The following is a 19,439-nucleotide window of genomic DNA, read 5'->3' as shown; positions in this document are numbered from 1 at the left end:
TGAGGCGCGTTGACGAATGGGCGGTGCCGGTCTTCGGCGCCGCCCATTCGCCCGTCAGCTGAGCGAGGCCATCCACTCCGCCCACTTGGCTTCCTCCGCCGCCGCGTCCGCGTCCGGCGCGACGATGTGGTGCGTCGCCACCAGCGGGCCGCGGAAGCCTTGCATGAAGCAGAAAAGCCCCTCGCCGGTACGGATCCCGACCGTCTGGTCGTTCACCGCGTACAGCACACCGTCAGACCCGGCCAGCCGGACTTTCGCGCCGACGGTCAGCTCTTCGACGCCCAATTCCTTCGCCAGCGCGGCCCACAACGCGGGCCAGTCCGCGATCACCGCGGACCCGAACGCGGTGACCGGCGTCGCCGTGCGGCCCGGGAAGTGCCGCACGAACTCCACCAGGTTGCGGAAGAACAGCGCGCCGCCCGCCCGCATGGCCTCGAACTCGTCCGCCCAGTCGTCGTCGGGCAGGAAGCCGCTTGTGACGCAACGGATCACCGAACTGCCGCCCTCGCGGCCCTCGACGAGGAATTCGTACGCGATCCGCCGTCCGTCCGGCTCCGGCTCGCCGCCGTAGGCCAGGCGGTTCGGCGGGTCCCACGCGGTGATCTCGTGCGTCGGCTCGTAGGCGGCGAACGCTCCGCGCACCGCGCCGCCGACCCCGCCTTCGACCTCGTTGCGGCCCATGAACCAGGAGTCGATGCCCGGCCCGGTCGCGATCGCGGCCCAGACCCGCTCCGGCTCGACCGGGACCTCGGCGACGTCGATCTCCCGGAATTCCTTACCCATGCTCGTTTTCCTCCCCCGTCGGCACACTCGGGTGCACCGCGAGCACCACCCGGTGCGGACGGCCGTTTTCGGCCTTTTCGTCGTGGTACTTCCCCACCAGAGCGGTCACCGCGGTCGCCAGTTCCTCCGCGAAAGCGGCCCGGTCCGCCGCCGACGCGAACCGGACCTCGCCGTCGAGCGCGAAGGTGGCCACCCGTTTTTTCGCTTTCGCCGCACCGGTGATCAGGATTCCGACGTCGCGCACCAGCCGACCCGCGACCGCCAGCAGCCAGCGCGCGGACAGCCGGTCCGGCGACTGCGCCGGGTCGGGCTGCACGGCCGCGAGCGCGGACGGCGAGATCACGTACGACGACGCGGTCGCCCGCATCATCCGCTCCGTGACGTTGCCCTTGCGCCGCTCCTCGACCAGCTCCACGAGCCCGTGCTTCTCCAGCGCGCGCAGGTGGTAGTTCACCTTCTGCCTCGGCAGGTCGACGCGAGCCGCGAGCATCGTCGCCGACGCCGGCTGCGCCAGTTCGGCCAGCAGCCGGGCCCGGACCGGGTCCAGCGACGCTTCGGCCGCCGCCGCGTCCTCGATCACCGCAACAGGAAACATGCGTCCTATCGTGCGGCTGAACACTCACCTTGTCAAGACAGGTTTTGTTGTCGGTGGACCTCGTTGACGACCGCGGCGATCCGCGGGACCACCTGCGCGGCGGCCTCCAGCGGGACGACATGCCCCACGCCGGGCAGCACCACGGCGTATCCCCTGGCCAGCCCGCGCACGAACTGCTCGACGTCGGCGGGCGCGACGATCCGGTCCCGCTCCCCCACGATCGCTGTCACCGGCAGGTCGCCGGCCAGCGTCAACGCGGCCTCGCGCGCATAGGCGTCGAGCGCGGGCCGGAACTGCGAGATGGTGCGCGGCCAGTTGCCGCGGATCATCTTGACGGTCAGCTCGACGAGGTCCGGGTCGGGATCGTCGCCGAACAGCCACCAGCGCAGCCCGGCGCTCACCGCGCGGCTGGTGTGCTCGCGGAACACGCCGTACAGCTTCGCGCCGAGCACCATTTCCAGGTCCTGCGCGACTTTTCCGAGCGCATTGGGCCACGCCGCGGACGCCTCGGTGGCCAGCCGCCCCGAGGACGTCGACAGCAGCACCAGCCCGCCGACGCGCGCGGCGAACAGCTCCGGATGCCGCTGGGTCAGCGACATGACCGCGAGCCCGCCCATGTCGTGCCCGACGAGCACGACGCGGCCGTGCGGCACGGCCTGCTCGATCACCTCGGCGAGGTCGTCGGCGAGCTGGCCCATCGTCGCGGTGCCGCGCGCGGCCCGGCCGGATTCGCCGTGCCCGCGGTGGTCGTAGCTCAGCACCGCGATCCGATGCTCGGCCGCGTCCGGCAGCACCGGGGCGATCCGGCCCCAGCTGCGCTGGTCGAGCGCGTAGCCGTGCAGCAGCACGACGGTCACGGCCGCCGCCGGGTCGCCCCTGCGCACGAGGTGCAGGGGCGTGCCGTCGGCGAGCCGGAACTCGGGCATCAGGACGAGCGGAGGAACCGGTCAAGCACGCGGACGCCGAACTTCAGCGCGTCCACCGGGACGCGCTCGTCGACCCCGTGGAAGAGCCCGGAGAAGTCGAGGTCGGCGGGCAGTTTCAGCGGCGCGAAGCCGAAGTTGCGGATGCCGAGCTGCTGGAAGGACTTCGCGTCGGTGCCGCCCGACAGCATGTACGGCAGGGTGCGCGCGCCCGGGTCCTCGGCGAGCACCGCGGCGGTCATCGCGTCGACGAGCGCACCGTCGAACGTGGTCTCGACCGGCGGCAGCTCCATCCATTCCTTTTCGATGTCCGGCCCGAGCAGCTCGTCCAGCTCGCGGTCGAACGCCTCGATCCGTCCCGGCAGGATGCGGCAGTCGACCGCGGCCTCGGCCACCGACGGGATCACGTTCGACTTGTAGCCGGCGGTGAGCATCGTCGGATTCGCGGTGTCGCGCAGGGTCGCGCCGATCATCCGGGAGATGTTGCCCAGCTTGGCGACCGCGCCCTCGAGGTCGTCCTCGGGGAAGTCCCAGCCGGTGATCTCGGTGACTCCGGCCAGGAACTCGCGCACGGAATCGGTCAGCACCAACGGGAACTGGTGCTGACCGAGCTTCGCGACGGCTTCGGCCAGCTTGGTGACCGCGTTGTCGCGGTGGATCATCGAGCCGTGGCCCGCGGTGCCGCGCACGCGCAGCTTCATCCAGCGGATGCCCTTCTCGGCCGTCTCGATCACGTACGCGCGGACGTTGTCCTTCAAGGTGATCGAGAAGCCGCCGACCTCGCTGATCGCCTCGGTGACGCCCTCGAACAGCTCCGGCCGGTTCTCGACGAGCCACTGCGCGCCGTACTTGCCGCCCGCTTCCTCGTCGGCGACGAACAGGAACACGAGATCGCGCGGCGGGACGATATTGTTGATCTTGTAGTGCCGGGCCAGGGCCAGCGTCATGCCGACCATGTCCTTCATGTCCACCGCGCCGCGGCCCCACACGTACCCGTCCTGGACCGCGCCGGAGAACGGGTGCACCGACCATTCCGCCGGGTCGGCCGGGACGACGTCGAGGTGGCCGTGAATCAGCAGCGCGCCCCGGCCCGGGTCCGCACCGGGCAGCCGCACGATGACGTTGTGCCGGTCCTTGCCGCCCGACTCGACGTAGGTGATCTCATACCCGGCGTCAGTCAGCTTCTCCGCGACGTACTCGGCCGCGGCCCGCTCGCCCACGAGGGTTTCGGGGTCGCCGGTGTTGGTGGTGTCGATGCGGATCAGCTCGCTGGTAAGCGTGACAGCCTCGTCCGCGGCGGCGTCGATCAAGTTCGGTTGGGTCACCGGCCATTCCTATCATCCGCCGCGCCCCGACGCCGCCGTCCCGGCGAGTGGAACCGCCGCCGGTGCGGCGCGGCCCGAACGTCCGTGAGGGGAACCCTGAGGGAATCTGATTCCTTCAGGGTTCCCCTCACAGCCCTTCGGCCACCCGCGAAACCGCCGCAAACGCACCCGACCCAGCGGTGCACCCAGCCCCTCCCCCGCACCCCGATACGAAGCCTCCCTGCGGTCGGCGGGTGCTTGTCAAGGCATCTTTCCCGCCTTGACAAGCACCCGCCGACCGTCAGCACAATCCAGCTTCGGGGTGCCCCACCGCACCACTACGGCCACCCTGACCGACTGATCCGCCAGTCAAGTACGGATCGCAACTCCTTGGCACGAAACAGATAACTCGAACCGTTACGCATCCAACCCCACCAGAGTTGCGATTTTCGCAACGCAGCATTAGCGTCTCCGCCCATGGACGAAACGGACCAGCTGAGAGACCGGGTACGCCAGCTGATCCACTCCATGCCCGTGGCCCAACGCGAATTCGCCGCCGCCATCGGCCTCGACCAGACCAAACTCTCCAAAGCCCTCAACGGCACCCGCCGCTTCTCCCCGCACGAGCTGGTCCGCGTAGCCGAATACTCCGGCGTCACGGTGAATTGGCTGCTCAACGGCAGCGACGACGCCAAAACCGTCACCGCCGTCCCAGCCCCCGCCGCGGGGACCGCGAGCGACCCCGACGACCCCGCGCACTCCGAGCCAAGACGGCGGATCCTCGAAACCGCCTGGCAGCTCATCGCCGAACGCGGCTACCACCGGGTCCGCATCGCCGACATCGCCCAGGCGTGCGGCACCAGCACCGCTGCCATCCACTACCACTTCCCCACCAAGACCGAAGTCCTCGACGAAGCGTTGCGGCGCAACGTGAAGCTCGCGTTCGACCGGCAGGTCGCCGAGCTGCACGCGGTGCCCGGCGCGCACGACCGGCTGCTCAAGCTGGTCGAACTCCAGCTGCCCACCGAGGGCCTGCTGCGCGCCGAATGGTCGGTGTGGCTGCAGGTCTGGAACGAGGTCGCGCTCGACCCGCGGCTGCGTTCGCTCTACACCGATTCCTACGACCGCTGGTACCAGACCATTCTCATGACCATCCGCACCGGCCAGGAGCAGGGCGTGTTCCGCCTGGCCGACCCCGAGGCCGCCACCGCCCAGCTCACCGCGCTGATCGACGGCCTCGGCATCCAGGTGCTGACCGGGCGCCCCGGCAGCACGGTGGGCGCGATGCGCGCGCACCTGAACGACTTCATCGACCGCTCGATCGTCCAAGGAGCCTGATGAACCACGAGGTCATCGTCACCTGCGCGCTCACCGGCGCAGGCGACACCACCCGCCGGAGCCCGCACGTTCCGGTCAGCCCGGCGCAGATCGCCGAGAGCGCCGTCGAGGCCGCCGACGCCGGCGCCGCCGTGGTGCACATCCACGTCCGCGAACCCGAAACCGGAGCCCCGTCACGGGACGTCGCGCTGTATCGCGAGGCTGTGCGGCTGGTGAAAGAGTCCGGTGTGGACGTTGTCGTCAACCTCACCGCGGGCATGGGCGGAGACCTCGTCATCGACGCCGAGGACCCGCTCAAGCCGGTCGACGGCACCGACCTCGTCAACGCGCACGACCGGCTCCCGCACGTCGAAGAACTGCTGCCGGACATCTGCACGCTCGACTGCGGTTCGCTCAACTTCGGCGAGGGCAACCAGCTTTACGTGTCCACTCCGGACATGCTGCGCACCGGCGCGAAGCGGATCCAGGAGCTGGGCGTGAAGCCCGAACTGGAGATCTTCGACACCGGCAACCTCTGGTTCGCCACGAAAATGGTCGAAGAGGGCCTGATCGACCCGCCGCCGCTGTTCCAGCTGTGCATGGGCATTCCGTACGGCGCGCCGCCGGATCCCGGGCTGCTGCAGGCGATGGTGCACCTGCTGCCGGAAGGCGCGCAGTGGGCGTCGTTCGCCATCGGGCGCGACCAGATGCCGTGGGTCGCGCAGTCGGTGCTGCTGGGCGGGCACGTCCGGGTCGGGCTGGAGGACAACCTCTATCTGGCGCGCGGCGTCAAGGCGACCAACGGCCAGCTCGTGGAACGCGCGGTGGACATCGTGCAGAAGCTCGGCGCGGAGATCGCCAGCCCGGACCGGGCGCGCGAGATCCTCGGGCTGAAGGAGCGCGCCAATGCCTGAAGACACTGTGGACACTGTCGCCTGCATCGGAGCCGGAGTCATCGGCGGCGGCTGGGTCGCGCACTTCCTCGCCCAGGGCTTCGACGTCCGGGCCTGGGACCCCGCGCCGGACGCCGCCGAGAAGCTCGAACGGCTCGTCAACGCGGCGTGGCCCGCACTCACCGAACTGGGCCTCAAGCCGGGCGCGAGCCGGGACCGGCTCACCGTCACCGCGACGCTCGCGGAAGCCGTCGACGGCGTGGGCTTCGTCCAGGAAAGCGCGCCGGAAGACCTGGCGCTCAAGCAGAAACTGCTCGCCGACATCGACGCGGTCACCGCGCCCGACGTCGTGATCGCCTCCTCCACCTCCGGTTACGGCATGACCGAAATGCAGGTCGCCGCGAAGACGCCGGAACGGCTCGTGGTCGGGCATCCGTTCAACCCGCCGTACCTGATCCCGCTGGTCGAGGTCGCGGGCGGGAAGCTCAGCGCGCCGTGGGCGGTCGAGCGGGCCGCCGCGTTCTACCGGCACGTCGGCAAGTCCGTGATCACGATGGACCGCGAGGTGCCCGGGTTCATCGCGAACCGGCTCCAGGAAGCGCTGTGGCGCGAAGCCCTGCACATGGTCGCGAACGGCGAGGCGACGGTCGAGCAGATCGACCTCGCGATCACCGACGGGCCGGGCCTGCGCTGGCCGGTCCAGGGCCCGATGCTCACCTTCCACCTCGCCGGCGGCGAGGGCGGCATGGCGCACATGCTGGACCACTTCGGACCGTCGCTGAAGTCGCCGTGGACCCGGCTCGAAGCGCCCGAACTCACCAAGGACCTGCGCGACGCCGTGGTCGCCGGCTGCGACGACGAGGCGGACGGGCGGACGATCGCCGACCTGATCGCCGAACGCGACCGGGCGGTCATCGCGATCCAGCGCGCGGTCGGGCAGGCCCGTCGTGACTGAATACCGCGACCGGGTCCGTCCCGAGTGGATCGACTACAACGGCCACCTCTCCGAGCCCTATTACGTGCTCGTCTTCGGCGACGCGACCACCGCGCTGATGGACATCGTCGGCCTCGGCCCCGGCTACCGCGAGAGAACCGGGGCGTCGCTGTACACAGTGGAGGCTCACGTCCGGTACCTGCGCGAAGTCGGCGCGGACGCCGAACTCGAAGTGACGACCTCCGTGCTGTCAGTCGGCACGAAAAAGGTGCGGCTCTGTCACGAAATGCGCGTCGGCGGCGAACTCGTCGCCACCGAAGAGCTGTTGTGCCTGCACGTTTCCGGGGGCCGCGCGACGCCGTTCCCCGCCGAAATCTCCACCGCGCTCGACGCCCGCCTCGCCCCGGTCCCGGACTACGCGGGACGTGCCATCGCCTGATCCCCTCCCCACCGTGTCGTGAGCGGCAATCCCGGTGCTCACCGGGATTGCCGCTCACGACACCCGCTCGAAAGTCACCCATGGAAGCCCGATGTAAACCGACCAACGTTTCCCGCCGCCGATTCCTCACCGCCGCGCTCGCCAGCGCCGCGCTCGCGGGCACAGCTCCCCTGCTGGCCGCCTGCGGCTCCACCGTCGCCGCGGCCGTGCCCTCCGGGCCGCCCAAACGAGGCGGCACCCTCCGCGTCGGCGTCACCGGCGGAGGCGCGTCCGACACGCTCGACCCGCACATCCCCGCCACGAACCCGGACATCGCCCGGGTGCTCAACCTCTACGAGCCGCTCCTGCTGCGCGATCACGACTACCGGCTCCAGATGCTGGTCGCCGAATCGCTGAAGTCCTCGCCGGACGCGCGCACCTGGACCGCCGTGCTGCGCTCCGGCGTCCGCTTCCACGACGGCCGCCCGGTGACCCCGGCCGACGTCGTCGCGACCTTCCGCCGGATCACCGACCCGAAGGACCCGAAGAGCGGCGCGGCCGGGCTGACCATGCTCGGCGAGGTCGTGGCCACCGGCGACCGGACCGTCGAATTCCGGCTCACCGCCCCGAATTCCGGGTTCGACGATCTGCTCGGCCAGTACAGCCTCGGCATCGTCCCGGCCGATTTCGACGTCAAGCGGCCGATCGGCACCGGACCGTTCAAAGCCGACACCTTCACCGCCGGGCTGCAGAGCACCTTCGTGCGCAACGAGCACTACTGGCGGCCGGGCGAGCCGTACCTGGACCGGTTGTCGCTCATCAACTTCGCCGACGACGACGCCCGGATCAACGCCCTGCTCTCGTCCCAGGTGGACGCCATCGACCAGGTCCCCGTGGCGCTCGTGGACGTGCTCCGCAGCGACCCGCGCATCCAGGTGCTGCGGTCGGAAACCGGGACCTGGCTGCCGTTCACCATGCGGGTCGACCGGCCGCCGTTCGACGACGTCCGCGTGCGCCAGGCGCTGCGCCTGGTGGTCGACCGCGAGCAGATGATCAACCAGGTGCTCAGCGGGCAGGGCCGGGTCGGCAACGACCTGTACGCGCCCTTCGACCCGGCGTACAACCGCCAGCTGCCGCAGCGGAAGCAGAACATCGCCGAGGCGAAGCGGCTGCTCGCGGAAGCGGGCAAGCCGAACCTCGACATCGAACTGGTCACCGCGCCGATCCAGGCCGGCGCGGTCGAGGCGGCGCAGGTGTTCCAGCAGCAGGCCAAGGCGGCCGGCGTGAACGTGCGGATCCGGAAGATCGACACCACCACGTTCTATGGCGAGAACTACCTGTCCTGGGACTTCGCGCAGGACTTCTGGTACACGCGCAACTACTTGCCACAGGTCGCGTCCGGTTCGCTGCCGAAAGCGCCGTACAACGAAACCCATTGGAAAGACCCGGAATTCGCCGGCCTCGTCACGCGGGCGAGCGCCACGGTGGATCCTAAAGAGCGCACCGCGCTGCTCCAAAAGGCCCAGCAGATCGAGTACGAACGCGGCGGGCTGATCGTCTGGGGCTTCGTGGACCAGGTCGACGCCTATCAGTCCTATGTGGCCGGATTCGTGCCGGACCGGACCGGGATCTCGCTGTCGGGCTACCAGTTCCGCCAGGTCTGGCTCGGCACGGCGGAAGGCGGCGCGGCATGACCCGGCTGATCCTCAAACGGCTTCTCGTCAGTCTCGTGGTGCTGTGGCTGGTCACGCTGCTGGTGTTCGTCGCGACGCTGCTGCTGCCGGGCGATCCGGCGCGGGCCATCCTCGGCCAGCAGGCGACACCCGAGCGGATCGCCGCGCTGCAGCACCAGCTGCACCTCGACGAACCGGTCTGGCAGCGCTACCTCTCGTGGCTCGGCGGCCTGTTCACCGGCGACCTCGGCACCTCGACCTCGACCCAGGGCCCGGTCACCACGCTGCTGGCGGACCGGGTGTCGGCCTCGCTCGTGCTGCTCGTGCTCGCCGCGGTGATCGCCACGCCGCTCGGGCTCGCGCTCGGCACGTGGAGCGCGATGCGCCGCGGCCGGGCCAGCGACCAGGTGGTGTCCGGGGTCAGCCTGGTGATCGCCGCGCTGCCGGAGTTCGTCATCGGCGTGGCGCTCATCGTCCTCTTCGCGACCACGGTGTTCCGCGTCCTGCCTTCGGTCACGCTCACGCCGCCGGGCGAGGCGGTATGGGCGCAACCGAGTCAGCTCGTCCTGCCGGTGCTCACCCTCGTGCTCGTCGTGACGCCGTACATCACGCGGATGATGCGCGCGACGATGAACGAAGTCCTCGACTCCGGTTACGTGGAAATGGCGCGGCTCAAGGGAATGCGCGAGCGGACGGTGCTGCTGCGGCACGCCCTGCCGCACGCGGTCGGCCCGGTCGCGCAGGTCGTCGCGATCCAGCTGGCGTGGCTGGCCGGCGGCGTCGTGGTGGTCGAATTCCTGTTCCGCTACCCCGGCGTCGGCCAGGCACTGATCGACGCGGTCGGCAAACGCGACGTCGCCGTGGTCCAGGCGGTGACGCTGCTGATCGCCGCGGTCTACATCGTGGTGAACCTGCTGGCCGACGTGATCGGCATCCTCGCCGATCCCAAGCTCCGGACGGAGACAGTGCGATGACCGCGGTCGAAGAAGAACAGGTGGTGCCCGCCGTCCCGGAAACGCCGCCGCGCGCGGCCGGGCTGATCCGCACCGCCTGGGCGTTCCCGCAGGCCAAGGTCGGCACCGTGCTGGCCGGGGTCGTGATCCTCGTGGCGCTGCTCGGCCCGTGGCTCGGCCCGGTGCTCACCGGGCACACCACCACGGATTTCGCCGGGAAGCCGTTCAAACCCGACGGTCTGATGGGCACCGACGGTCTCGGCCGCGACGTCCTCACCCGTTTCCTGGCGGGCGGCACCACGCTGCTGCTGTACGCCGTGCTCGCCACCGCGCTCGGCATCGTGCTCGGCGCGCTGCTCGGCATGATCGCCGGATACGGCGGAGGCTGGCTGGACAGCCTGCTGATGCGCGGCAACGACGTGCTGCTGTCGTTCCCGCAGCTGGTCATCGCGTTGCTGGCGATCGCGGTGATCGGCCCGAAGGGCTGGTTGCTGGTGCTGGTCATCGGGCTGACGCACGCGCCGCGGACGGCACGGGTCGCCCGGCAGGCCACCGTGTCGGTGCGCAACCACGACTACATCCGCGCCGCCGAGATGTACGCCGTCCCGCGCGGCCGGATCCTGCTGCGCGAGATCCTGCCGAACATCACCGGCCCGCTGATGGTGGAGCTGGGCCTGCGGCTGACCTACTCGATCGGCTACATCGCCTCGCTGTCGTTCCTCGGCCTCGGCATCCAGCCGCCCGCCGCGGACTGGGGCCTGATGATCAACGAGAACCGGATCGCGCTCGTCGTGCAGCCGTGGGGCGTGCTGCTCCCGGTCGTCGCGATCGCGGTGCTGGCCGTCGGCACGAACCTCGTCGCCGATTCGCTCGCCTCGGCCGCGGCCGGGCGGACCCGGGAGGCACGAGCATGACGACCGCTCTGGAAGTGACTGGACTGGCCGTGCGCACCGCGGCGGGCCGTCCGGTGCTGCATTCGGTGTCCTACGAGATCGCGCCCGGCGAGGTCCTCGCGCTCGTCGGAGAATCCGGCTCCGGCAAGACAACCGCCGGATTGGCCGCGCTCGGCCATTTCCGCCGCGGCCTGGTGTCCGGCGGCGGCAAAGTGGTGCTGCACCCGCGCGACGGCGAACCGGTCGACGTGCTGACGCTCGACGACGCCGCGCGCCGCGAGTTGCGCGGCAGCGCCGTCGCGTATATCCCGCAGGACCCGGCTTTGTCGCTGAACCCGGCGTTGCGGGTCGGGCGGCAGATCGCCGAAGTGCTGGAAACACACGGGTATCCGGGGTCCGCCGAGGACCGGGTGGCCGAGGTGCTCGCGGAGGTCGGGCTGCCTTCCGACGCGGCCTACCAGCGGCGATACCCGCATCAGCTGTCCGGCGGCCAGCAGCAGCGGGTCGGCATCGCGATGGCCTTCGCGTGCCGCCCGAGCGTGGTCGTGCTGGACGAGCCGACAACCGGGCTCGACGTGAAGACCCAGGCGCTGGTGCTGGAAACCGTCCGGCAGCTGACCTCCGAGCACGGTGTCGCGGCGCTCTACATCACGCACGACCTCGCCGTGGTGGCGCAGCTCGCGGACCGGGTCGCCGTGATGTATCAGGGAGATCTGGTCGAATGCGGCGTCGCTGACGAGGTGTTGCGGCGGCCGAAGCACGCGTACACGAAGCGGCTTCTCGCGGCAGTGCCCGACCTCGGCGCGGAGCCCGCCGCCGCTCCCCCGCCGGACGACGCAGTGCTCGCCGCACGCGACATCCGGCTGTCCTACGGGCAGCAGAAGGTGCTGCGCGGCATCGATCTCGCCGTGACACGCGGGGAAAGCGTGATGCTGCTCGGCGAATCCGGCTCTGGCAAAACCACGCTGTCGCAGTGCATTGCCGGACTCAACCGCGGCTTCACCGGCACCGTCGCGCTCGAAGGCACTCCGCTCGCCCCGGCCGCCCGGCAGCGCAGCACTGACGAGCTCCGGCGGATCCAGTACGTCTTCCAGAGCCCGTTCTCGTCGCTGAACCCGCGCAAGACGATCGCGCAGTCGATCGAGGTTCCGTTGGTGCGCTTGACTTCCCTCTCCCGCGCTGAGCGCCGGAAGCGCGTCGCCGAGACCTTGGACCGGGTCCGCCTGCGGCAGGACCTCGCGAACCGGCTGCCCGACCAGCTCAGCGGCGGCGAACGGCAACGCGCCGCGATCGCCCGCGCGCTCGTCACCACGCCGGACGTCCTCGTGTGCGACGAGATCACCTCAGCGTTGGACGTCTCGGTGCAGGCCACCATCGTGGAACTGCTCGGCGAACTGCGCCGCGAACTCGGCATGGCGATGCTGTTCGTGACACACAACATCGCCCTCGCCCCGGAGGTGGCCGACCGGATCGCGGTCCTGCGCGGCGGCGAGATCGTCGAGGAGGGCACCGTCGAATCGGTGCTGCGCTCCCCGTCGCACGAGTACACCAGCGAACTTCTCGCTACGACGCCGAGGCTGTGAGGAGCCGACAATGACTGTTCACGGGGCAGTAGAGCCCGGTTACGAGGGCGTGCGGGAAGCGTTCGGCGACATCATCGAAGCGACCACCGGCGGAGCCGCGTTCAGCGTGTTCCGCGACGGCGCTCCAGTGGTGGAGCTGTGGGGTGGCTCGGCGGCGGACGGCGTGCCGTGGACCGAGGACACCCGCGCCGTGCTGTTCAGCGGCACCAAAGGCGTCGTCGCGACCGTCCTGGCGATCCTGACCGCGCAGGGGAAGCTCGACCCGGACGAACGCGTCGCCCGCTATTGGCCGGAGTTCGCGGCGGCGGGCAAGGAAAACGTGCCGGTCTCGCAGGTGCTGTCGCACACCGTCGGGCTGCCCTACGTCGAGCCCGACCTGCCCATGCTGGACAACGCGGCGAACGCGGACGCCCTCGCCGCCCAGCGTCCATTGTGGACTCCCGGCACGAAGGTCGCCTACCACGCGCTGACCTACGGCTACCTCGCCACCGAGCTGGCCCGGCGCGTGACCGGCGAGGACCTCGGCGCCCTCGTCCGCGACCTCCTCGCCGAGCCGCACGGCCTCGACCTGCGGCTGGGCTCCCCGCCGACGCTCCCGGTCGCGACCCTGCGGCGCGCGCCCGGCTACCGGATCAGCACGTTCCTCCAGGACGAGGAACGCCGCCGGATCGTCGAGCGGATGTACCGCGGCCTGCTCGACTCCGGCGACTCGATGAACTCGCCGGAGTACCGCGGCGCGACGCTCGCGGCAGGCGGAGCAGTCGGCACCGCGACCGCGATGGCCCGCCTCTATGACCTGTTGTCGTCGGGCAAGCTCGTCCCGGAGGACATCCTCGCCCAGGCCACCCGCACCTGGTCCGAAGGCATCGACGCGATCAACGACCGCCCGCTGCGCTTCGGCCTCGGCTTCGAGCTGGCCGACCCGATCGGCACCTACGGCCCCGCCGACGCCGATCCCGCCGCCTTCGGCCATTCCGGCGCCGGCGGCGGCCGCCACGGCGCGTGGCCGGCCCGGGGTCTGTCGTTCTCCTTCGTGACGAACGAACTCCAGGCCGAAGACGTCGACCACCGGGCTTCCTCGCTGCTGGCGGCGCTGCACGAGGCCGCCTGACCTACCGTGGGCGCATGCGGATCGTGTCCCTGTTGCCCGCCGCCACCGACCTGGTCGCCGTCCTCGGCAAGGCGGGCGACCTCGTCGGCCGCACCCACGAATGCGACTGGCCCGCCGAGGTCGCGTCCGTGCCGGTGGTGACCGCCGCGGACCTCGACTCCGACACCCTGACCAGCCGCGAAATCTCCACCGCGGTCGGCGCGTCCCACCAAGGATCGTCGCTGTACTCGGTCGATCTGGAGCAATTGGCCGCTCTCGCGCCAGACCTCGTGCTCACGCAAGACTTGTGCGAGGTCTGCGCGGTGTCCTACACCCGCGTCGCGGCGGCGGTACGGATGCTCGACGCCGGACCACGCGTGCTCAGCCTCGAACCGCGCACCTTGGGCGAGATCCTTGGCTGCCTGACCACCCTGGGCGACGCGCTGGGCGTCCCGGATGTCGCCGCTGCCCGAACAGCCGAACTCCGCACACGGCTCGCCGCGGTCCGTCGCCAAGCCGCCGGACTCCCCCGGCCGCGGGTCGTCGCCCTGGAATGGCTCGACCCGCTCTGGCCCGCCGGACACTGGGTGCCCGAGCAGATCACGGCCGCGGGCGGCACGCCGCTGCTGGCCGGAGCGGGCGAGCACACCAGACCGATGACGTGGGACGCCGTGGTCGCCGCCCGCCCGGACTTCCTGCTCCTCCTCCCCTGCGGCTTCTCGCCGGACCGCACCGAGGCCGAACTCGACGTCCTCACCTCGCGGCCAGGCTGGACCGCCCTGCCCGCGGTCCGGAACGGCCGCGTCTGGCTCCTCGACGGCCCGGCGTACTTCAACCGCCCCGGTCCGCGAGCAGTACGCGGCGCGGAGATCCTCGCGACGGTGCTGCACGGCATTCCGGCTGATCCCCCGATCAGCTCCGCGGAAGCCCGGCGGATGTCATCGAATGTCACCAACTGTCACCTAGCGGTGCCACCCCCCTTCGGCCGTAAGTTCGGGTAAGCGGACGGAGCAGGCGATGAACCTGCTTGCCGAGGGAGGGATCAATGACCGCAGAGCCGGACGGTCACGACGAGGACGAGCCCGCAGCGGGCCAGGGCGCTCCGGTGCCTCGCGAGCGACTGCTCAGCACGGAATGCCGTTGCTGCGGAGCAGCCGTCGAAGTGGCCGGGACTGGACGGCCCCCTAGGTACTGCTCGGCGGCGTGCCGACAGAAGGCGTGGGCACTGCGGAAGGCGGCCGCGCAGCTCGGCCAGGACCCGCCCGGACCGGCCGTGGTGCGGGAGGTCATTGCCCGCGAGCGCACCCGGACGGTGCGGGAGGTCCGCCCGCCGAGGCACGTGGCGGAGTGGATCGACCACCTCCAGGCCCTCCACCTCCAGCTAGTCGGCGCGGAGGCGCGTGGCCGGACCGGCGAGTGGGTGCTCCACCAGGAACTCGCCGCCCAGCTGTCGCTGACGCTCGCCGCGCTCGCCAGGATGGACCGGTCGATCGACTGGGCGCATCTTCCGGCGGGGCCTCGCCGGAAGAAAGGCTGAGTTTCGTCAGAACGAAACGCCGCCGGCAAACCGGCGTAATGATGCTCCCCGGGGCCGCTTACTCCAAGGTCGGGATTTCGCGTGCCCGGCGTGAGAGTGGCGGAGTGCCTGCCGCGACCAGGGACCCCGCCCGCCCAGGAAGGAGCCTCGGCCGGACATGGTGAAGAGCGCACAGCCGGGTTTTCATGACGGAGTCCCGGCGACGAAGCAACCAGCTGGGAACCGGAGCGCCGGAGTTCGCTGCCGGGCGATGCGCGCTCGCGGGCGGCGGACCTCGCGCCAGCAACGAGCATGACCGCCCGCGAAGATCGGGCGCACCGGCTCGACGTCAACCAGGAAAACCACTCTGCCGCCGGACCGCGCCGCCGCGCGCCTGCCGGGAGCGGCCGCGATAGCGCAGCCGCACCATGGGCAGTCATCGACGGCTGGGTCCGCGACGGCAAGATCCGGCGAGACGCCCTGATCGCGCTCTCCCTGGTGCTGATCGCTGTCGTAGGCATCGCAGTCGCGGTCACCGGTGCGTTAGGCCCGCTGATCGGCGGCCTCGCGGGAAGCCCGGTCGCCCGGGTCGTCGCCGGAGGCATGTCCTTGGCCGGGCTGGCGGGCTACGGCGGCATGCGGCTGCACCGGCGGCGGGCGCGTCGGCGCGCACCAGCCCGAGGCAGGCCGGACAACCCACCCGACGACGGGGCGTGAGCCCCCGCCCAGCTCGACAGGAGCACGGGCGGGCCGGTGCGAACATCCGCTTCCGCCGCATACTGGTCGCTCGGGCACGAAGCGTTCGCCAACCAGCCGCGCGCTGCCGTCGGCGTTCCCGAGCCGAAGCACGCGGCGGGGCGTGGGCGTTGTGGGTGGCGATGCCGGTTCTTCCCGGCCTCGCCACGCACAAGTCCCGAAAAGATCGCCCATCCGGGAAGCCAGCCGCCCCCTTTCTTGTTGTCCTCCAAGCAGGACCGGCACGGAATGGGGTGCGTCGCATGAGCTCTCCCGAACGGCACGCGGCGGACTACCCGGCTCCTCGGCCGGCCGTCGATCTTCCGATCGCCGCCCTCCTCATCGCCTCCCTCGCCCACTGGATCCGCGGCGCCCCCGCCGACGGCGTCATCTTCTTCGCCGCCGCGATCCTCCTGATCTTCACCGAACGCCACAGCTCCGCCCCGGACGCCCTCCTGGCACCGACCACCCGGCTCCCCGGAACCTCCCTGATCGCCGCCGTCGCGCTCGTAGCACTGGTCTTCGGCCGACAGACCGTGCCGATGTTCCTCACCGTCGCCACGATCGGCGTCGGCGCGCTGGTCGTGGAATGGCGGGACCCCTCGCTCCCACCACAACCGGTCCCGCGCCGCGGCTGGTTGTGGGTCGCGCTGGCGATCTCCTGGTGCCTCTGGGAACTCGTCTCCTTCGTCTACGAACAAGCCGCGGGCGGCCTCTCGCTCACGCACCCCACGATGAGCGACCTCGTCGACCCGATGCTCGGCAACCGCGTCGTGCAGGCTCTCGCGCTCGGCGTCTGGGTCGCCGCCGGGCTGGCGATGCTGCGCGCGGCCGCCGCGGCGAGGAGAACGGCATGAGCAGCAGGCTGATCACCGAAATCGGCTTCGGCGCGATCGTGGCCGCCGCCGTCCTGCTGTGGCTGGGCAGCCACCTGTTCCCGAAGAAGATCCCACCGCTGACCAGCGTTCTCTCCGCGCTGATGCGCAAGCGATCGACCCGGATCGCGCTCGTGCTGGCGTGGTGGTGGGTCGGCTGGCATTTCTTCGTCCAGAGCTGAGCCCGGAGAATCATCGATTATTTCTGCTATAGTCGATGACATGACCACCACCGAACGCCTCGAAGTCTCGCGGCTGATCCCCGCCCCCGCCAGCGCCGTCTTCGCGGTCCTGGCCGATCCGCAGGGCCACGTCGACATCGACGCCTCCGGAATGCTCATGGGCGCCGAAGGCGAACCGGTCACCCAGGCCGGAGACCGGTTTGTGGTCCACATGGACCGGGAAGCGCTAGGCGACCGGCCCATCGGCAAATACGACGTCGAGGTCATCATCACGAAACTCGTCCCGGACGAGGAGATCGCCTGGACCGTCGAGGGCAGCCTCCGCCCGCACGTCCGCCACATCTACGGCTACCGGCTCGAACCCGCCGACGGCGGCACGCGCGTCACGTCCTACTACGACTGGTCGGAACTCACCGAGGAGTGGAAGGAGCGCCTCACATTCCCGGTCGTCCCCGAGTCCGCGCTCAAGGCGACCCTAGGCATCCTGGAGCGCACCGTCCGCCGCCGCGCCGCCGGCTAGCGGTACCGCAACGCGGTCGGCTTGCCCTGCTCCGCCAGATACTGCTCAAAGGTGACCACGCCGTCGGCGTGTTCCGGGGCCAGATTCGCACCGGCCGCATAACCCCGGCCGATCCGCCCCGGCACCGGCACCGAAACGAGCCGTTTGCCCTTCCCGGACGCGGCGAGCAGGGCATGCGCGAGATCCGCCGTCGTCCGCACCTGCGGCCCGCCGAAATCCGCGACCCGGCCCCGCGGTTCGCCCCGCGCCAGCTCGAGCAGCCGCGCCGCGACGTCGCGCACGTCGACGGGCTGGAAGCGGAACTTCGGCACCGGCACGACCGGCAGCCGCGCGGCGCCGGCGAGGATCGTCCGCACCAGCGAGTGGAACTGCGTCGCCCGCAGAATCGTGTGCGGCATCCCGGAATCCGCGATCACCTTCTCGGCCGCCAGTTTCGCCTGGTAATAGCCCATCGGGATGGTGTCCACGCCGACGATCGAGACGTACACCAGATGCGGCGTCTGCCCGCTCCACCGCGCGGCCTCGACGAGCGTCCGGACCGTCTCGACCTCGCGGCGGTAGTCCGTCGCGCAATGGAGCACGGTGCCGACCCCGGCGACCGCGACGTCGATGCCCCGGCCCGTGCGCAGGTCGCCGGCCGCCCATTCGACGCCTTCGCTGGATCGCCGCCGCCGGCTCAACGCCCGCACCGGCGCCTCCGCGGCCCGGAGCCGTTCCACGACCACCCGGCCCAGCTGTCCGGTCCCGCCGGTGACGAGGATCTGCTCGGCCACGTGGTCCTCCCGCTGCCGCACCGCCCGGGCTCAGCCGGCTCTCGTCCGCCATCCTGGCACGCCGGGCGCTGTGCGGGTCAAAACCTCGAACGCCACCGCACGGTCGGCTCGTCCGCGCTGTCCCGGCGCGGCTGGTCTTTCCGCAACAGCACCGACAGCCGCCCGTACGCGGTGATCAGCTCGGACGTCGTCTCATTGCCCCGGCCCGCGCGGGCGTGCTCGAACCCCTGGCGCAACGCGGCCAGCGCGGCCGGTTCGGCGGTCGCGAGCAGGCCCGCCGCTTCGGCAACGGTCTCGGCGAGCCCGTCGAGCATGGCTTTGGTTTCCGGCCGTCCGGGCGCGACGGTCAGCACCGGCGACAGCACGCGCAACTGGTGGTGCAGGCGATAAAGCACGGCGAGCGGATCGGCCTGCCCGGCACTGTCCATCGCGCTCTCCTCCGCTCCATCCCCGGGGAGACGAGGCGGAGGCTCCCCCATGACGCCAGGCGCCCGAATGACTTCGCTCAGGAGTCTTCCGCCTCCAACCCGTCCCGGTCGGCCCACTCCAGCAACGGCTCGAGCGAATACGCCACGTCGTCGATGCCCGCGTGCAGATCGCCGAGTTCGGCGAACCGCGCGGGCACGGTCGCGATCGTGCAGTCGTGCGGATCGACGTCGTCGACCTCGTCCCAGCGGATCGGCGTGGACACCAGCGCCTCGGGTACGCCGCGCACCGAATAGGCGCTGGCGATCGTGTGGTCCCGGGCGTTCTGGTTGTAGTCCACGAACAGCTTCCTGGGGTCGCGGTCCTTGCGCCACCAGGTGGTGGTGACCTCGTCCGGAACCCGCCGCTCGACCTCGCGGGCGAACGCCAGCGCCGCCCGGCGGACGTCGGAGAATCCCCAGCGCGGCTCGATCCGCACGTAGATGTGCATCCCGCTGCCGCCGGAGGTCTTCGGCCAGCCGCGGATGTCCAGCTCGTCGAGGATCTCCTCGGCGACGTGCGCGACCCGGCGCACTGTGCCGAACCCGCATTCGGGCATCGGGTCCAGGTCGATCCGCCATTCGTCCGGCCGCTCGGTGTCCGCCCGCCGCGAGTTCCACGGATGAAACTCCACAGTGGACATCTGCACCGCCCACGCCACGTGCGCCAGCTCAGTCACGCAGAGCTCGTCCGCGTGCCGGTTGTAGCGCGGGAACTGCACCCGCACCGTCTCCAGCCACGGCGGCGCACCGTTCGGCACCCGCTTCTGGTGCACCTTCTCCCCGGCCACCCCGGACGGGAAACGGTGCAGCATGCACGGCCGCTCCCGCAGCGCGCGCACGATCCCGTCGCCGACGGACAGGTAGTAGCGGACGAGATCGAGCTTCGTCTCGCCGCGCGCCGGGAAGTAGACCCGGTCCGGGCTGGACACCCGGACCGTCCGGTCCCCCACCTCGAGCTCGACGGCCTCGCCCTTCGCCATGGAACCGACCGTATCCGGAAACCGCCCGGTGC

General features: G+C 70.7%; 22 protein-coding genes. 15 read left to right on the top strand and 7 right to left on the bottom strand.

The features are described from left to right. Positions 1–54 precede the first annotated feature (54 nt). The 4 genes from ACZ7SW_RS06495 to ACZ7SW_RS06480 are packed head-to-tail and all read right to left on the bottom strand — an operon-like array spanning position 55 to position 3,626. Positions 55–783, bottom strand: coding sequence for an SRPBCC family protein (locus ACZ7SW_RS06495; protein ID WP_470229379.1), 729 nt, complete (start codon positions 781–783; stop codon positions 55–57). Continuing rightward, positions 776–1,378 carry a winged helix-turn-helix domain-containing protein gene (locus ACZ7SW_RS06490; protein ID WP_470229378.1) on the bottom strand — a complete coding sequence of 201 codons (603 nt, stop codon included), beginning with the start codon at positions 1,376–1,378 and terminating at the stop codon, positions 776–778. Before ACZ7SW_RS06490 ends, ACZ7SW_RS06495 begins: the two co-directional genes overlap by 8 nt. 32 nt (positions 1,379–1,410) lie before the next feature. Then, a complete protein-coding gene (locus ACZ7SW_RS06485; protein WP_470229377.1) occupies positions 1,411–2,304 on the bottom strand; it encodes an alpha/beta fold hydrolase in 894 nt (297 codons plus the stop codon). After that, positions 2,304–3,626 (bottom strand): M20/M25/M40 family metallo-hydrolase, encoded by a 1,323-nt coding sequence (locus ACZ7SW_RS06480; RefSeq protein WP_470229376.1) that lies wholly within the window; start codon positions 3,624–3,626, stop codon positions 2,304–2,306. The genes ACZ7SW_RS06485 and ACZ7SW_RS06480 overlap by 1 nt, the downstream gene beginning before the upstream one ends. A gap of 456 nt (positions 3,627–4,082) precedes the next feature. Here ACZ7SW_RS06480 and ACZ7SW_RS06475 point away from each other — a divergent pair, with 456 nt between their 5' ends. From ACZ7SW_RS06475 to ACZ7SW_RS06405, 15 genes are all read left to right on the top strand, one after another. Next, positions 4,083–4,943, top strand: a complete 861-nt coding sequence (locus ACZ7SW_RS06475) for a TetR/AcrR family transcriptional regulator (protein ID WP_470229375.1) — start codon at positions 4,083–4,085, stop codon at positions 4,941–4,943. Beyond that, positions 4,943–5,836, top strand: coding sequence for a beta-keto acid cleavage family enzyme (locus tag ACZ7SW_RS06470; RefSeq protein ID WP_470229374.1), 894 nt, complete (start codon positions 4,943–4,945; stop codon positions 5,834–5,836). Before ACZ7SW_RS06475 ends, ACZ7SW_RS06470 begins: the two co-directional genes overlap by 1 nt. Further along, entirely contained in the window at positions 5,829–6,770 is a 942-nt protein-coding gene (locus ACZ7SW_RS06465; RefSeq protein WP_470229373.1) for a 3-hydroxyacyl-CoA dehydrogenase NAD-binding domain-containing protein, read from the top strand. The genes ACZ7SW_RS06470 and ACZ7SW_RS06465 overlap by 8 nt, the downstream gene beginning before the upstream one ends. Further along, the gene (locus tag ACZ7SW_RS06460; RefSeq protein WP_470229372.1) at positions 6,763–7,188 is read left to right on the top strand and encodes a thioesterase family protein; all 426 of its coding nucleotides are present in this window, start codon (positions 6,763–6,765) and stop codon (positions 7,186–7,188) included. The genes ACZ7SW_RS06465 and ACZ7SW_RS06460 overlap by 8 nt, the downstream gene beginning before the upstream one ends. A gap of 80 nt (positions 7,189–7,268) precedes the next feature. Then, the gene (locus ACZ7SW_RS06455; RefSeq protein ID WP_470229371.1) at positions 7,269–8,861 is read left to right on the top strand and encodes an ABC transporter substrate-binding protein; all 1,593 of its coding nucleotides are present in this window, start codon (positions 7,269–7,271) and stop codon (positions 8,859–8,861) included. Continuing rightward, complete coding sequence (locus ACZ7SW_RS06450) at positions 8,858–9,814, top strand: ABC transporter permease (RefSeq protein WP_470229370.1); 957 nt, start codon at positions 8,858–8,860, stop codon at positions 9,812–9,814. Before ACZ7SW_RS06455 ends, ACZ7SW_RS06450 begins: the two co-directional genes overlap by 4 nt. After that, positions 9,811–10,707, top strand: coding sequence for an ABC transporter permease (locus ACZ7SW_RS06445; protein WP_470229369.1), 897 nt, complete (start codon positions 9,811–9,813; stop codon positions 10,705–10,707). Before ACZ7SW_RS06450 ends, ACZ7SW_RS06445 begins: the two co-directional genes overlap by 4 nt. After that, positions 10,704–12,269, top strand: a complete 1,566-nt coding sequence (locus tag ACZ7SW_RS06440; protein ID WP_470229368.1) for an ABC transporter ATP-binding protein — start codon at positions 10,704–10,706, stop codon at positions 12,267–12,269. The genes ACZ7SW_RS06445 and ACZ7SW_RS06440 overlap by 4 nt, the downstream gene beginning before the upstream one ends. A gap of 10 nt (positions 12,270–12,279) precedes the next feature. Further along, positions 12,280–13,380 carry a serine hydrolase domain-containing protein gene (locus ACZ7SW_RS06435; protein ID WP_470229367.1) on the top strand — a complete coding sequence of 367 codons (1,101 nt, stop codon included), beginning with the start codon at positions 12,280–12,282 and terminating at the stop codon, positions 13,378–13,380. Positions 13,381–13,394: 14 nt separating this feature from the next. Then, positions 13,395–14,360, top strand: a complete 966-nt coding sequence (locus ACZ7SW_RS06430; protein ID WP_470229366.1) for a cobalamin-binding protein — start codon at positions 13,395–13,397, stop codon at positions 14,358–14,360. A gap of 44 nt (positions 14,361–14,404) precedes the next feature. Continuing rightward, complete coding sequence (locus ACZ7SW_RS06425; RefSeq protein WP_470229365.1) at positions 14,405–14,896, top strand: hypothetical protein; 492 nt, start codon at positions 14,405–14,407, stop codon at positions 14,894–14,896. A gap of 291 nt (positions 14,897–15,187) precedes the next feature. Next, complete coding sequence (locus ACZ7SW_RS06420) at positions 15,188–15,592, top strand: hypothetical protein (RefSeq protein ID WP_470229364.1); 405 nt, start codon at positions 15,188–15,190, stop codon at positions 15,590–15,592. A gap of 281 nt (positions 15,593–15,873) precedes the next feature. Next, the gene (locus tag ACZ7SW_RS06415; protein ID WP_470229363.1) at positions 15,874–16,467 is read left to right on the top strand and encodes a hypothetical protein; all 594 of its coding nucleotides are present in this window, start codon (positions 15,874–15,876) and stop codon (positions 16,465–16,467) included. Beyond that, positions 16,464–16,667: a DUF6186 family protein gene (locus tag ACZ7SW_RS06410; RefSeq protein WP_470229362.1), complete on the top strand. Its 204-nt coding sequence runs from the start codon at positions 16,464–16,466 to the stop codon at positions 16,665–16,667. The genes ACZ7SW_RS06415 and ACZ7SW_RS06410 overlap by 4 nt, the downstream gene beginning before the upstream one ends. A 40-nt stretch (positions 16,668–16,707) precedes the next feature. Beyond that, positions 16,708–17,187 (top strand): SRPBCC family protein, encoded by a 480-nt coding sequence (locus tag ACZ7SW_RS06405; protein WP_470229361.1) that lies wholly within the window; start codon positions 16,708–16,710, stop codon positions 17,185–17,187. On the opposite strand, the gene ACZ7SW_RS06400 is transcribed toward ACZ7SW_RS06405, so the two are convergent. From ACZ7SW_RS06400 to ligD, 3 genes are all read right to left on the bottom strand, one after another. After that, positions 17,184–17,960 (bottom strand): SDR family oxidoreductase, encoded by a 777-nt coding sequence (locus ACZ7SW_RS06400; RefSeq protein WP_470229360.1) that lies wholly within the window; start codon positions 17,958–17,960, stop codon positions 17,184–17,186. The genes ACZ7SW_RS06405 and ACZ7SW_RS06400 overlap by 4 nt on opposite strands. A 77-nt stretch (positions 17,961–18,037) precedes the next feature. Further along, entirely contained in the window at positions 18,038–18,388 is a 351-nt protein-coding gene (locus tag ACZ7SW_RS06395) for a hypothetical protein (RefSeq protein WP_470229359.1), read from the bottom strand. A gap of 77 nt (positions 18,389–18,465) precedes the next feature. Next, complete coding sequence (ligD, locus tag ACZ7SW_RS06390; RefSeq protein WP_470229358.1) at positions 18,466–19,407, bottom strand: non-homologous end-joining DNA ligase; 942 nt, start codon at positions 19,405–19,407, stop codon at positions 18,466–18,468. Positions 19,408–19,439 lie beyond the last annotated feature (32 nt).

This window comes from Amycolatopsis sp. NPDC114484 (assembly GCF_055633755.1).
This window is presented reverse-complemented; position numbering and strand designations above follow the sequence as displayed.

Coding starts and splice junctions, on each gene's coding strand:
- ACZ7SW_RS06415 (WP_470229363.1), top strand. CDS start 15,874: ATGAGCTCTCCCGAACGGCACGCGGCGGACTACCCGGCTCCTCGGCCG.
- ACZ7SW_RS06455 (WP_470229371.1), top strand. CDS start 7,269: ATGGAAGCCCGATGTAAACCGACCAACGTTTCCCGCCGCCGATTCCTC.
- ACZ7SW_RS06395 (WP_470229359.1), bottom strand. CDS start 18,388: ATGGACAGTGCCGGGCAGGCCGATCCGCTCGCCGTGCTTTATCGCCTG.
- ACZ7SW_RS06465 (WP_470229373.1), top strand. CDS start 5,829: ATGCCTGAAGACACTGTGGACACTGTCGCCTGCATCGGAGCCGGAGTC.
- ACZ7SW_RS06490 (WP_470229378.1), bottom strand. CDS start 1,378: ATGTTTCCTGTTGCGGTGATCGAGGACGCGGCGGCGGCCGAAGCGTCG.
- ACZ7SW_RS06430 (WP_470229366.1), top strand. CDS start 13,395: ATGCGGATCGTGTCCCTGTTGCCCGCCGCCACCGACCTGGTCGCCGTC.
- ACZ7SW_RS06450 (WP_470229370.1), top strand. CDS start 8,858: ATGACCCGGCTGATCCTCAAACGGCTTCTCGTCAGTCTCGTGGTGCTG.
- ACZ7SW_RS06445 (WP_470229369.1), top strand. CDS start 9,811: ATGACCGCGGTCGAAGAAGAACAGGTGGTGCCCGCCGTCCCGGAAACG.
- ACZ7SW_RS06410 (WP_470229362.1), top strand. CDS start 16,464: ATGAGCAGCAGGCTGATCACCGAAATCGGCTTCGGCGCGATCGTGGCC.
- ACZ7SW_RS06405 (WP_470229361.1), top strand. CDS start 16,708: ATGACCACCACCGAACGCCTCGAAGTCTCGCGGCTGATCCCCGCCCCC.
- ACZ7SW_RS06420 (WP_470229364.1), top strand. CDS start 15,188: ATGACCGCCCGCGAAGATCGGGCGCACCGGCTCGACGTCAACCAGGAA.
- ACZ7SW_RS06440 (WP_470229368.1), top strand. CDS start 10,704: ATGACGACCGCTCTGGAAGTGACTGGACTGGCCGTGCGCACCGCGGCG.
- ACZ7SW_RS06495 (WP_470229379.1), bottom strand. CDS start 783: ATGGGTAAGGAATTCCGGGAGATCGACGTCGCCGAGGTCCCGGTCGAG.
- ACZ7SW_RS06425 (WP_470229365.1), top strand. CDS start 14,405: ATGACCGCAGAGCCGGACGGTCACGACGAGGACGAGCCCGCAGCGGGC.
- ACZ7SW_RS06475 (WP_470229375.1), top strand. CDS start 4,083: ATGGACGAAACGGACCAGCTGAGAGACCGGGTACGCCAGCTGATCCAC.
- ligD (WP_470229358.1), bottom strand. CDS start 19,407: ATGGCGAAGGGCGAGGCCGTCGAGCTCGAGGTGGGGGACCGGACGGTC.
- ACZ7SW_RS06470 (WP_470229374.1), top strand. CDS start 4,943: ATGAACCACGAGGTCATCGTCACCTGCGCGCTCACCGGCGCAGGCGAC.
- ACZ7SW_RS06435 (WP_470229367.1), top strand. CDS start 12,280: ATGACTGTTCACGGGGCAGTAGAGCCCGGTTACGAGGGCGTGCGGGAA.
- ACZ7SW_RS06485 (WP_470229377.1), bottom strand. CDS start 2,304: ATGCCCGAGTTCCGGCTCGCCGACGGCACGCCCCTGCACCTCGTGCGC.